The sequence below is a fragment of the Nocardia sp. bgisy118 genome, from assembly GCF_057708605.1.
In genome coordinates this window covers 1-14739 of the sequence record NZ_JBYISM010000030.1, presented here as the reverse complement: position 1 = coordinate 14739, position 14739 = coordinate 1, and the positions used below count along the sequence as shown (strand labels likewise).

Here is a 14739-nt window from a genome sequence, read left to right as displayed (position 1 = left end):
GTACGTCGGCAGGAGTTGACGGCATGTTACGCCATACTGAATTCACTGTTGAGAGTCACTCGAGTAGAAGAAAATGGGGTGATTCGTCGATCGCCGACCGCGCAGACTCGCGGAGCGATGCACGACCTCGTATCGCGACGAGGTGAGTCATGTCCGAGATCGTAATCGGACCGCGGTCGGGGATGGAATGGTTCCCGTTGTCCGACACCGAGATCCCGTGTCCGCACACCAAGTCCACGGTGGACGCTGTGCGGACCTGGTCCGAGGACTATTTGACCGGTACCGAGCCGGAGCTCGGCCGCGACGGGCCGGTCTGTCCTTATGTCGGACCGTCGCTGCGCCGCGATCTGATGTGGGTGGGCCGGGTATCCGGCGTGCGTCCGTGGCCGTCGTACGTGCGACTGGTCATCGAGGACGCGCTCGAGGTATTCGAGCGTCTGCCACCGGAAGACGGCGGCGGGGCCGTCCTGCGCGCCCTCGTCACCGCGCTGCCTGATCTGCGGGAGTTCTCGCTGATCGACAACCTGCACGCGGAACTCAAGACGCGATTCGTCGAGCGCGGCTTCATGCTCGGGCAGTTCTACCCCGGGTGCAAGGAGCCTGGGTTGTGGAACAAGGACTTCCACCCGCTCGATTCGCCGATTCCGATGATCGTGGTGCGCACCATGATGGCCACCGACTTCCCGTTCCTGCTGGGGCGGCCGGAGTGGATGGCCGCGTACGTCAAGAAGTTCGCGCCAGGTCTGCCCGCCCACGTCCGGCACGTGGTGGTCGGCCGGTTGACCGCGAGCTCGAACCTCGATGTGCCCGCCTACCAGCTGCAATCGGAGCAGGGCGGCCCGGCGACGGCAACCAAGAACGGCAGGCCGGTCCATCTGGGGCCGCGGAAAGCCAGCTGAGACAGACAGCGATCGACGACCAAGGGATCGACTTATGACGCACGGACTTTCGGCCGCGCGGGGGATCGACACGGGCCAGAACGGGGAGTTCCCGCTCTCGCCCGCGCAGCTGGGCATGTGGTACGCCCAGCAGCTCGATCCTTCCGTGCCGCTCAACGAGGCCCAGTACATCGAGATGCGCGGCCCGCTGGACGTCGACACCCTCGTCGAGGTCGCGGGCCGCGCCGCGCGCGAGTTCGAATCGGTGCTGCTGCGCTTCGGTGAGCGCGACTCGCGTCCCTATCAGGTCGTCGACCACAGCCTCGACACCACGCTGTCCTACGTGGATCTCAGCGATTCCGCGGATCCGGACGCCGAGGCCATGCGGTGGATGCGGGCGGACCTCGCCGCACCGGTGGACCTGTTGGGTGAGCGGCCAGGAGCATCGGTGTTGATCCGCGTCGCACCCGATCGGGTGCTGTGGTACGGGCGCGCGCACCACATCGCGGTGGACGGGTTCGCCTCCGTGACGGGCTTGTACCGCGTGGCCGAGCTGTACAACGCGGCGCTGGCGGGCGAGGAGCCGAAGCCGAACAAGGCGGCCACGCTGCGCGAGATCTACGACTCGGAGATGAGCTATCGGGAGTCCAGCCGGTTCACCGCCGACGCGGAGTACTGGGAGCAGCGCATCGCGGAGATGCCGCAGCGATGCAGCCTGGTGACGGGCGTCGCGCCCGCCCACGCGCTCGGGCGTGATCACCGGCACCAGCTGTCCGACGAGGTGAAGGCTCGACTCGACGCCGCGGCAACGCGTTTCGGCGTCGGTGCCCCCGGGCTGGTGATGGCGGCGCTGGCGGTCTACTACGCGCAGGCCACCGGTGCGCACGACGTGGTGCTGAGCCTGCCGGTCTCCGGGCGCACCACCGCGATGCTGCGCCGGTCGAGCGGCATGCTGGCCAATGTCGTTCCACTGCACGTCACGGTCGGAGAGCGGACCACGCTGGCCGAGATCGTGAACGCGATCCGCATCGAGGTCTCCGGCGCGCTGCGCCACCAGCGGTACCGGCACGAGGAGATCCGGCAGGCGACGGGCGAGGTCGAGGCGACGGGCGGACGCAATCTCGTCGGCCCGGTGGTCAACATCATGCTGTTCCCCGGCGAGGTCGAGTTCACCGGCATCGAGACCAGCCTGCACGTGCTCACCTCGGGCCCGATCGAGGACCTGTTCGTCAACATCTACCAGCACGGCGCGCAGGCGCCGGTCCACCTCGATTTCACCGCCAATCCCGATCTCTACGACGAGGAGACGCTGGCCCGCCATCACCTGCGGTTCGTGAAGCTGTTCGAGGGTCTGCTCGAGGCCGAGCCCGACGCCGCGGTCAGGGACGTCGAGTACTTCCTCGACGACGAACTCGCACTGCGCACGGGCGCGCACGGGCCGATGCCGTCCGTTCCCAGGCTGCTCTCCGATGTGCTCGACGAGGGGCTGCGCGCGGCGGGTCCGGACACCGCTGCCGTGGTGGACGGCGCCCGCACCGTGACGTACGGCGCGCTCGACCGTGCCGCGGCGGTGCTGGCCGGACGGCTGGCCGAGCTGGGCGCGGGACCGGACGACGCCGTGCTCGTCGCCCTGCCGCGCTCGGTGGAATCGGTGCTCGCGTTCTGGGGCGTGGTGCGTTCCGGCGCGGCGTATGTGCCCGTCGGCACCGGGAATCCAGCCGAGAGGGTCGCCAAGATGGCGGCGGAATGCGGTGCGCGCATTGGTATTACGACCAGTGATCAGGCGTCCCTGCTGCCCGATGGGGTGCAGTGGCTCGAGATCGATACGGATGCGGCGGTTCTCGCGGCCCTCGAACCCGGCGACGGTGCGCGAGAAGCTGGGGAAGGTGAAGCCGCAGGGGAGGATTCGACCGGATTCCGGCCGCGTGCCGACGTCCGCCTCGACCACACCGCCTACATCGTCTTCACCTCCGGGTCGACCGGCGTGCCGAAGGGCGTCGTCGTCACCCACGCGGGCATCGCGGGCCTGGCCGACGCCGTGCGCGAGGCCTACCGGCCGGAGGTCGGCTCGCGCGTGCTGCACTGTCTGAACCCGAGCTTCGACGCATCCATGCTCGAACTGCTCATCGCCTTCGGCAACGGCGCGACGATGGTGATCGGCCGCGGCGAGTCCATGGCGGGCGTCGAATTGTCCACCGCTGTCGCCGATTTCGGGATCACCCAGGTGTGCTCGACGCCCGCCGTGCTCGCGACGCTGCCGGAGGGTGCGCTGGACGGCGTGGTCGCCGTCTCCACCGGCGGCGAGATCTGTCCGCCGGAATTGGTGGCGCGCTTCGGTCCCGGCCGCAGGCTGGTGAACTCCTACGGCCCGTCCGAGACCACCGTCGCGGCCACCTTCACCGACGCGATGGACCCGGAGCGCCCCTCCGGCATCGGCAGGCCGGTGCCCGGCGCCCGGCTGATGGTGCTCGACCGCAGGCTGCGCCCGGTGCCGATCGGCACGCCGGGAGAGCTCTACATCGCCGGACCCGGCGTGGCCCGCGGTTACGCGGGACGCCCCGGCTTGACGGCGGACCGGTTGGTCGCCGATCCGTTCGGCCCGTGGGGAAGCCGGATGTACCGCACGGGTGACCTGGTCCGCTGGCGTTCGGTCGAACCGTTCGATGACACGGCGCGGGCGAGTTCCGACGGTGTGGTGCTGGACTACCTGGGCCGCAGCGATTTCCAGGTCAAGCTGCGCGGAATGCGCGTCGAGCCGGGGGAAGTCGACGCGGTGCTCGATTCGCATCCCGAGGTGGAGATCGCCGTCACGGTCGTACGCACCGGTGCGTCCGGCCGTGCCATGCTGGCGTCGTATATCGTTCCGGTGCACCGTGATTCGCAGCTCACCGAGCTGGACGTGCCCCGGCTGCGGGAATTCTGCATGCGCAGGCTGCCCGGCCACATGGTGCCCGGCACCATCACCGTGCTCGACGCCCTGCCGCTCACCAGCAACGGCAAGGTCGATCGGCGGGCGCTGCCCGAGCCGACGGCCGACACGGCGCCGCGCGCGGCGGCGACGGAAGCCGAGGGCGCACTGTGCGCGCTGTTCGCCGAGGTACTCGGCGTGCCCGCGGTCGGAGCGGACGTCTCGTTCTTCGCGCTCGGCGGCGATTCGATCCTGTCCATCCAGCTGGTCGCCCGCGGCCGGGCCGCCGGTCTGGTGTTCTCCGCGCGTGACGTGTTCGAGCATCCGACGCCCGCCGCGCTGGCGTCGGTGGTCACCGCGCCCGGCGAGCGGACGGTACTGGCCGAACTGCCCGGCGGCGGCGTGGGTTTCCTGCCTCGGACGCCGATCGTGGACTGGCTGCTCGAGCAGCCGGGGTGGCAGCGGTTCAGTCAATCCATGGTGCTCGCGCTGCCCGCCGGGCTGAGCGAGTCGGAACTCGTGCGCACCCTGGGCGCGGTGCTCGATCGGCACGACATGTTGCGCGCCAGGGTCGTTCGCGGCGGCCTGGAGGTCGCGCCGCCCGCGACGATCGCGCCCGAGTCGGTGCTCGTTCGCGTCCCGTGCCACGAAATCGACAGCGTCGATACCGAATCCGCGGTCGAGGCGGTCGCCGCGCGGCTGGCGCCCGACGCGGGCGTCATGGTCGCGGCGACCTGGCTGGATCCGGGCCGGGATGGCGCGGGCCTGCTCGTGCTCGTCGTCCATCACCTGGCGGTCGACGCGGTGTCCTGGCGCATCCTGATCGCCGATCTGATCTCCGCCTGGGCGCAGGTGCGCGCCGACGAGACGCCCGAGCTGCCGTCCGTCGGCACCTCCATGCGCACGTGGGCGCACGCCCTCACCGAGGCGGCGACGACCGAGACGTGGACCGCCGAGGCCGACTACTGGGCCGCCGTGCTCACCACTCCCGATCCGCCGCTCGGCCGCCGCGCGCTCGACCCGGTCGTCGACACCGGCGACACCCTCGACCGGCTGGAGCTGCGCCTGCCCGCGGCGACCACGGCGACGCTGCTCGACCGGCTGCCCGCGACCTACCGCTGTGGCATGGAAGAGGCGCTGCTCGCCGCGCTGGCCACGGCGCTCGCCGAACACCGCGCGGCGACCGGTCCCGCGCTCGTCATGCTGGAGCGGCACGGCCGCGACGAGGCCGCCGTCCCCGGCGCCGACCTCTCCCGCACCGTCGGCTGGTTCACCAGCCAGTTCCCCGTCCGGCTCGAGATCGGCGACACCGGTCCGCTGGACGCGCTCGCCACCGTGAAGGAACAGCTGCGCGCCGTCCCGCGCGGCGGCATCGGCTTCGGCCTGCTGCGCCACTCGAACCCGCAGACCGCCGCCGTCCTCGGCGCGGCCCCGCATCCGCAGCTCGGATTCAACTATCTCGGCCAGGTGGCCGAGGGCGAATCCGACGCGACGGAGAACGCGGTGCCGTGGCTTCCGGTCTCGCTCGCGGCGAGCCTGGGCGGTGGCGGCGGCGCCGAACTGCCCGCCTCGGCGGTCCTGGCGATCGACGCGGTGGTCGTCGAGGGCCCGCAAGGTTCGGTGCTGCACGCGGTGTGGCGCTACGCCTCGGGGATCGTCGACGGTGCGGAGATGGAAGCCCTTGCCGGGAAATGGATCTCCGCGCTCGAGGAGCTGGCGGGCGCGCTGGCCGAGCCCGATGCGGGCAAGCTGACGGCCTCCGATCTGCCCCTGGTCGCGGTCGGTCAGCGACAGCTGGACGCCTGGGCCGCACGGTATCCCGACATGACGGACGTGTGGCCGCTGGCCCCGCTGCAGCAGGGTCTGCTCTTCCACGCGCAACTGTCCGCGGGCCACACCGACGAGTACGCGGTGCAGGCCGTGTTCGAATTCGACGGCGCCGTGGACATCGAGCGCTTGGCGGCCGCCGCCACCGCGACCGTGCGGGCACACGAGGCGCTGCGCACCGCGTTCGTGGCGGGAGCCGACGAGCCGGTGCAGATCGTGCTCGCCGACGTCGAGGTGCCGTGGCGCACGGTGGACGTCGATCCCGCCGAATTCGACGCGTTCGCGGCGCGCGAGCTGGCGGCGCCGTTCGACACGGCGCGGCCGCCGCTGGTTCGGTTCGTGTGCACGCGGTGCGGCGACGACGACATCCGGCTGCTCGTCACCAACCACCACCTGGTGCTCGACGGCTGGTCCATGCCGCTGCTGCTCGCCGAGCTGCTCGCGCGATACGAAAGCGGCGGGGACGGAGCGGGTTTCCCGCCGTCGGTCTCCTACCGCAACTATCTGGAATGGCTGACGCGCCGGGACCGCGCCGCGGCGATGGCGGCGTGGACGGACGCGCTGTCCGGACTGTCCGGCCCGACGCTGGTCACCGCGGGCCGCACCCCGCTGCGCACCGGCGCGGGGAAGCTGGATCTGGAGCTGCCGCTCGCGCCCGCGAGCGCCCTCGTCCTCCAGCGCATGGCGGCAGACCAGGGCGTCACCCTCAACACGGTGGTGCAGTGCGCATGGGGCATGCTGCTCGCCGAGCTGACCGGCGAGACCGACATCGTCTTCGGCGCAACGGTTTCCGGTCGCCCGGCCGATCTGCCCGGCGCGGAGCGGATCGTCGGCATGATGGTCAACACCCTTCCGGTGCGCATCGCCCTCGATCCGGCCGAGTCGGTCGGTGACCTGCTGCGCCGGGTCCAGCGCGAGCAGGGCGCACTGCTCGACCACCACACCGCGGGGCTCACCGAGATCCAATCCGCCGCCGGGCTCGGCGTACTGTTCGACACCGCCATCGTCTACGAGTCGTATCCGGTGGACGCGGCGGCGCTGCGCGGCGCCGCCGAGCACGCGGCACTGCGGGTCCGCGACTTCCGCGGCCGCGACGGCACCCACTATCCGCTCTCCCTGGCCGCCCACGCGCGCGACACCCTGCGGCTGATCCTGAACTGCGCCACCGGGTTCTTCGACGCCGACGAGGCGCGCGCGATCGGCGCGCGCCTGGTGCGGATGCTCGACCGCATGGCCACCGACCCGGCGCGGCAGGTCGCCGCGGTGTCCGGCGTGGATCGCGCCGAGGTGCTGCGCTCCCGCCCGCAGCCGGCGCGGCTGCTGCCCGATCTGCTGCGCTGCGGCGTGCGCCCGGGACGGGTCGCGATCGAGGACGGCGCGTCACTGGACTACGTGGAACTCGATGCCCGCTCGAATCGCCTGGCCCGCAAGCTCATCGCCGCCGGGGCCGGCCCCGAGACCAGGGTGCTGCTCGCGCTGCCGCGGTCCGTCGACTGGTTCGTGGCGGTTTGGGCGATCGCGAAATCCGGCGCCGCGTTCGTCCCCGTCGACGTCGACCATCCCGAGGATCGCCTCGCGACGCTCGCCGCCGACAGCGCCGCGCCGCTCGGCATCACCACTGCGGAACACCGAGATCGACTGCCCGGCACCGTGTCTTGGCTGCTGCTCGACGATCCGGCGCTGGTCGCCGAGCTGCCGGAGCATTCCGACGCGCCGGTCACCGACGCCGACCGGTCGCGTCCGCTGCGCGCGGAACACCCGGCCTACCTGATCTACACCTCGGGATCCACCGGAACGCCCAAGGGCGTCATGGTCACCCACGTCGGACTCGCCGGACTCGCGGTGGGGACCTCGGCGCGCATGCGGGCCAGGCCGGGCGATCGCGTCCTGCTCAGCATGAACCCGAACTTCGACGCCGCGATGCTGGTGTGGCTGTCCACCTTCTACAACGGCGCCACACTGGTGGTCGCGCCCGCGGCGGCGACCGCGGGCGACGAGCTGACGTCCGTGATCGTGTCGAACGAGGTGACCCACGTCATCGCGCCCCCCGCCGTGCTGGCCACGCTCTCCACCGCGTCGTGGAACGGCGTGCGCACCGTGGTCACCGGCGGCGAGGTCTGTCCGCCCGAGCTCACCGCCCGGGTCGGCGCCGGGCGGTCGATGATGAACTCCTACGGCCCGGCCGAGGCGACCGTCGCCGCGACCTTCAGCGGGGCGCTCGTTCCCGGCGAGGTCGCGGGTCTCGGCGCGCCGATGCCCGGATTCGGGCTGGTCGCGCTCGACCGCTGGCTGCGGCCCGCACCGGTCGGGACGGTCGGTGAGCTGTACCTGATGGGTCCCGGCCTGGCGCGCGGTTACAACGGTCGTGCGGGGCTCACGGCCGCGCGGTTCGTGCCCAACCCGTTCGGAGCCCCCGGCGACCGGATGTACCGCACCGGCGACCTGGTCCGGCGCGTCTCGCACAGCGGCCTGGAATACGTGGGCCGCAACGACTCCCAGGTGAAGCTGCACGGCATCCGGGTCGAGCCGGGCGAGGTCGACGCGGCGCTACGCGACCTGCCCGGCGTCGGGCTCGCGGTCACCGTGCCGCGGCGCGGCCCCACCGGCGATCTGGCGCTCGCGGCCTACGTGGCACCGACGGCGGGCGCCGAACTGGACGCCGCGCGCCTGCGCGACCATCTGGTGCGCCGCCTGCCCCGCCACCTGGTGCCCGCGGCGGTGACCGTGCTGGACGTCCTGCCGGTGACCGGCAACGGCAAGGTCGACGTGCGCGCGCTGCCCGAACCCGAGAGCGTCGCCGTGGAATACGTGGCCCCGATCGGCGTCGAGCGCGTCGTCGCGGAGGTCTTCGGTGCGGTGCTCGATCGTCCCGGCGTCGGCGCGTTCGACGATTTCTTCGCACTCGGCGGCGATTCGCTGTCCGCGACCAGGGTGACCGCCAGGCTCGGCGCCGCACTGGACATCCAGGTGCCGGTCCGGCTGCTGTTCGAGGCGCCGACGGTGCGTGCGCTGGCCGCTCGGTTGCCCGCGGCGGGCGACGGCGCGCGGCCGAGCATCGGACCCCGCTCCGGGCCGCGACCCGAGCGGATTCCGCTCGCGCCCGCCCAGCAGCGGATGTGGTTCGTCAACCAGTACGACCCGGAATCGGGCGCGTACAACATCCCCGCGGTGCTCCGCCTGCGCGGCGCCCTGGACGTGGCCGCACTGCGCGCGGCGCTGTCCGATGTGCTGGCCAGGCACGAGGCGTTGCGCACCGTGTACCCGGCGCGCGACGGCGTCGGTTACCAGGTCGTGCTGCCGCCGGACGCGCTCGAACTGGATCCGGAGCCGACCGCGATCGCGGCCGACGAGCTGCCCGCCGCGGTACTCGACTGCGTCACCAAGGGTTTCGACGTGGCGTCGGAGGTCCCGTTGCGGCTGCGCCTGTTCCGCATCGCCGCCGACGAGCACGTCCTCGTCGTGGTGGTGCACCACATCGGCGCGGACGGCTTCTCCATGGGCCCGCTCGCCAGGGACGTGCTCGCGGCCTACGCGGCGCGGTCCCACGGCGTCGTTCCCGACTGGACCGAATTGCCCGTGCAGTACGCGGATTACACACTCTGGCAACGGGAACGGCTCGGTTCCCCCGACGACCCGGAATCCCTGCTCACCGCCCAGCTGGACTACTGGACCACCACGCTGAAGGGCCTGCCCGACCGCCTCGAGCTGCCCGCCGACCGGCCGCGTCCGGCCATCCCGTCGCTGCGCGCGGGCACCGTGCTGCGCACCCTCGACGCCGAATCGGCCGCCGCGCTGGACGAACTCGGCCGGACGCACCAGAGTTCGTTGTTCATGGTGCTGCACGCCGCGCTCGCGGCCCTGTTCGCCAGGCTCAGCGGCACACCGGACATCGCGATCGGCACGCCGGTCGCCGGTCGCGGCGCGGCCGAATTGGACGACGTGGTCGGCATGTTCGTCAACACCGTCGTGCTGCGCACCGAGATCGACTCCGCCGCGTCGTTCGCCGAACTGCTGGCCGGGATCCGGCGCACCGATCTGGACGCCTTCGCGCATGCCGACATTCCGTTCGAGAGCCTCGTCGACGTGCTCGATCCGGCCCGCTCGGCGGCGCGGCACCCGCTGGTCCAGGTGATGCTGGTGTTCCAGAATCTCGCGCCGGTGGAACTCACCCTGCCCGATCTGCACGTGGCCGCGATGGAACTGGAACAGCAGAGCCTGCGTTTCGACCTCAGCGTCACGGTGGCGGCGGACGAGACGTCCGGCCTGACGATCCGCTTCGGCTACGCCACCGATCTGTTCGACCACGAGACCGTCGAGCGTTTCGCGGACCGCTGGCTGCGGCTGCTGCGCGCCGTCGCCGCCGATCCCGAAGCACCCGTCGGCGATGTCGACCTGCTCGACCCGGAAGAGCGCACGGCCCTCGCGATCCCGGCTCGCCCTTCGGTGGCCGAACCGACCGTGCTGCCGCGGTTGCTGGCCGACGCGGTGGCCGCCAATCCGGACGGCGTCGCGGTGGTCGACGGCGTCACCCGGCTCACCTATCGCGAACTCGACGAGCACGCCAACCGGCTGGCCCGGGTGCTCATCGGCGCGGGAGCGGGCCCGGAAGGGCTGGTCGCGGTCGCCATCCGGCGCTCGCTGGACGCGGTGCTCGGGGTGTGGGCGGTGGCCAAGACCGGCGCCGCGTTCGTGCCGATCGACCCCGCCTACCCGGCCGAGCGGATCGCCCAGATCCTGGACGATTCCGGGGCGCGGCTCGGGGTGACGGTCCGCGCCGTCGCGCCGTCGCTGCCGGGCTCGGGATTCGACGAATCCGCGGAGACCTCCGGCGAGCCGCAGGTGCACTGGCTCGCGCTCGACGATCCGGCGACGACCGAGCTGGTGAACTCGGCCGCCGGTGCGCCGATCGACGCCGCCGAACGCACGGCGCCGGTGCGCTGGCAGAACCCGGCCTACGTCATCTTCACCTCGGGGTCCACCGGACGGCCGAAGGGCGTCGTCGTCACCCACGAGGGCCTGGCGAATCTCACCGCCGCCCAACGCGATCGGATGCGCATTACGGCGGACTCGCGCGTGCTCAACGTGGCGTCACCGAGCTTCGACGCCGCGGTGCTCGAACTGCTCATGGCCGTCGGCTCAGGGGCCACGCTCGTGATCGCGGGTTCCACCGCGTTCGGCGGGCCGGAACTCGGTGAACTGCTTGCCCGCGAACGTGTTTCGCACATCGCGCTGACGCCGTCGGCGCTGGGCTCGGTCGATGCCGCCGCGCTCGGCCCCGAGCCCGCGCTGCGCGCCATCATCACCGGCGGCGAGCCGTGCCCGCCAGAACTGGTCGAGCGGTGGGCCGCGCCGGATCGCCTGCACTTCAACGACTACGGCCCCACCGAGACCACGATCTGGGCGACGGGCAGCGAGGCCCTGCGTCCCGGCGACGAGATCACCATCGGCGGCCCGGCCCCCGGCCTCGCGGCCCGCGTGCTCGACGAGCGGCTGCACCCGGTGCCCGACGGCGTCGCCGGCGAACTGTATCTGTCCGGCCGTGCCCTCGCGCGCGGCTACCACGGCCGACCCGCGCTGAGCGCCGCCCGATTCGTCCCCGATCCCTACGGCGCGCCGGGCGAACGCATGTACCGCACCGGCGACCTGGTGCGCAGGCGCGACGGCGCACTGGACTACCTGGGCCGCGGCGACCTGCAAGTCAAGCTGCGCGGGCTGCGCATCGAGCTCGGCGAGATCGAGTCCGCGCTGGCCAGCGATCCCGCGGTGCACCAGGCGACTGTCACGGTGTACACCGATCCGGCCGTGGGCGAGCTGCTGGTCGGCTACGTAGTGCCGCACGGGGCCGGGTCGAACGAGGCGAAGGCTCTGGACGCCGAGGTGCGCGATGCGGAGGCGCACGGCATGGAGACGCTCGAGGCGAAGGCAGCCGACGCCGCGACGCGCGAGGCGGAGACCGACGACGCGAAGACGCTCGGAGTGGAGGCACGTACGGCGGAGACAGTCGATGCAGGGGCGCGTGGGGCGAAGCCGCTCGACGCTGAGGCGCTCGAGGCCGAGGTGCACGCTGAGACAGAAGCGCGTGGGGCGAAGCCGCTCGGCGCTGAGGCGCTCGAGGACGGCGTGCACGAGGCTGAGACAGAGGCGCACAAGGCTGCGGCAGTTGACGCTGGGGTGCGCGAGGCTGAGGCAGAGGCGCACAAGGCTGCGGCAGTTGACGCTGGGGTGCGCGAGGCTGAGGCAGAGGCGCACAGAGCTGCGGCAGTTGACACGGAGGTACAGGAGTCTGCGGCATTCGAGGCTGAGGCGCACGCCGCGCAACCGCACGACGGCGAGCCGTCCAACCTCTCCACGATCGACCTCGAGGCGCTGAAAACCTCGATCGCCCAGCGGCTTCCGTCGTACATGGTGCCGTCGGCGCTCGTCGTGCTCGACGCCCTGCCGCGCACCGCGAACGGCAAGCTCGACCGGAGCGCCCTCCCGGCCCCTGACATCAGGGCGGGGCGGTTCCGCGAGCCGAACACGCCCGCCGAGCGCGTCGTCGCCGACACCTTCGGTGAATTGCTCGGTGTGCCACGGGTCGGCCTGGACGACAACTTCTTCGCGCTCGGCGGCAATTCGCTGATCGCGACCCGCATCGCGGCCCGTCTCGGCGCCGCGCTGGACACCCGCGTTCCGGTGCGGATGGTCTTCGACGCCCCGACCGTCGTCGAACTGGCCGAGGCGGTGCGTACCGCGGCCGCGGCTCCCGGTCCGCGGCCGGGTCCGCGTCATCGCCCCGCCCGTATTCCGCTCTCGGCGGCGCAGCGGCGGATGTGGTTCCTCAATCGGTACGACCCCGCGTCACCGGCGCACAACGTGCCGATCGCGGTCGAGGTCGAAGGCGAACTGGATCCGGCGGTCCTGCAGACGGCGTTGATGGACGTGCTGGCTCGCCACGAGTCGCTGCGCACCGTGTATCCGGTGGACGCCGAAGGCGAGCCGTACCAGGACGTCCGCGGTCTCGCGGAAGCCTATGTGCCGGTGCGTATTTCCGACGTCGACCCGGACACGGTGCCGGGGCGCGTCGCCGCGGCCATCGCGCAGGGCTTCGATCTCACCACCGAGCTCCCGATCCGCGTCTCGCTGCTGCGGCTCGACGCGCGGCGGGCGGTACTGGTGGTGGTCATGCACCACATCGCCTCCGACGGCTGGTCGCTGGCGCCGCTGACCCGCGACGTGATGATGGCCTTCGTGGCCCGCCGCGCGGGCGCCGCGCCGTTCTGGTCGCCGCTGTCACTGCAATACGCCGACTACGCCCTGTGGCAGCACGAACTGCTCGGCGCCGACGACGATCCCGACAGCGTCGCGCACCGGCAGCTCGAGTACTGGCGCGCCGCGCTGGACGGATTGCCCGAGGTCTCGACCCTGCCGAGCGACCATCCGCGGCCCGCGGTGTCCACCCACCGCGCGGGCGTGGTCGAGTTCGACATCGATGCCGCTGTGCAGCAACGAATTCAGCAGATGTGCCGGTGGCACGGAGTCAGCATCTTCATGGTCGCGCACGCCGCGCTCGCCGTGCTGCTCGGCAGGCTCTCCGAAGAGCAGGACGTGGCGATCGGCTCGGTCATCGCCGGGCGCGGCGACGGCGAACTCGACGAGCTGGTCGGCATGTTCGTCAACACACTGGTGCTGCGCAGCCGGGTGCGTCCCGAGGACACCTTCGAAAGCCTGCTCGGCGCAACGAAAGACAGCGATCTGGACGCCTTCGGCAACGCCGACCTGCCGTTCGAGCGGCTGGTCGAGCTGCTCGCCCCGGCTCGCTCCACGGCCCACCATCCGCTGTTCCAGGTGCTGCTCGTCTTCCAGAACTTCGAGCGCGAACCGGGGGCGCTGCCCGGCCTCGACATCCGTCCGCTCGAAATGCCCACGGTGGGAGCGAAGTTCGATCTGGAGTGGATGCTCGCCGAGCGCTTCGACGAGGAGGGCGCGCCCGCGGGTATGCGCGGCAGCCTCACCTTCGCCCTCGATCTGTTCGAAGCGTCCACCGCGCAGACCTTCGCCGACCGATACGTCGAGGTGCTCGACGCCGTCACCGCGAACCCGGGTCTGCTGCTCGGTGAACTGGACGTCACGGCCCCGCCGGGAACGGTCGTCTACGAGCCGCCGCCGAACCTGACCCAGCGGCGCACCGACCTGCCCTACCGGCCGCCCGTCACCCGGACCGAACAGGAGGTGGTCAGCGCCTTCGAGACCGTGCTCGGCGCCGACCGGGTCGGCTTGGACGACAACTTCTTCGAGCTCGGCGGCACCTCCATGGTGGCGATCCGCCTGTGCGCCGAGCTTCGGGAACGACTCGACTGCGCCGTGCCGGTGCAGTGGATGTTCGGCGATCCCACGCCGGGGGCGCTCGCCCAGCGCATCGTCGAACAGCGGGAGGCCGGGCCGGACGCCGTGGATCCCGCGCTGCTTCCGCTGCTGCCGTTGCGGCCCTCGGGCAGCGGACCCGCGCTGTTCTGCGTGCATCCGGCGATCGGATTGGCTTGGGGCTATGCGGGATTGGTGCGTCATCTGGATCCCGGCCATCCGGTGTACGGTCTGCAATCGCCCGGCGTCGCCGCCGAGCAGCCGGACATGTCGCTGACCGAACGCGCGGCGCGCTACGCCGACGAGATGCAGGCCGTCCAGCCCGACGGTCCGTACCGGGTGCTCGGCTACTCGGCGGGCGGACCGCTCGCGCACGCGGTTGCCGTGGAACTCCAGCGCCGCGGCGCGACGGTATCGGCACTGGTCATCATCGACGGTCGCGCCGACGTGGAACCCGAGAGCGCCACGGAGATGCCGCCGCCGGAGGTTCTGCTCGCCGAGTTCGGCGGCATCGATCCAGACCTGCTCGCCGGAGAGCAGCCGCTGGCCGAGCGCGCCGCCGAACTTCTACGCGGTGGCGAGAACGCCTTGGGCGCAATGACAGGTGGCGGCTTGGCCGCCGTGGCGGATGGCGGCTCGGCCGCCGGGCCGGATGGCGCTTCGGGTGCTGGGCCGGATGGCATGGTGGGCGCGCCGCCCGATGGCGCCCTCGGCGTTGAGCCGGATGGCGCGCTGGGCGCTGGGCCGGATGGCGCGCTGGGCGCTGGGCCGGATGGCGCGCTG

General features: G+C 71.8%; 2 protein-coding genes. Both read left to right on the top strand.

The genetic code is table 11. The features are described from left to right. Window positions 1–149 precede the first annotated feature (149 nt). Window positions 150–899, top strand: a complete 750-nt coding sequence (locus AC3EO7_RS29700; RefSeq protein WP_431964501.1) for a DUF6875 domain-containing protein — start codon at window positions 150–152, stop codon at window positions 897–899. A gap of 34 nt (window positions 900–933) precedes the next feature. Continuing rightward, on the top strand, window positions 934–14739 hold a 13806-nt coding region (locus AC3EO7_RS29695; RefSeq protein WP_435593032.1), incomplete at its 3' end, for an amino acid adenylation domain-containing protein.

Coding starts and splice junctions, on each gene's coding strand:
- AC3EO7_RS29700 (WP_431964501.1), top strand. CDS start 150: ATGTCCGAGATCGTAATCGGACCGCGGTCGGGGATGGAATGGTTCCCG.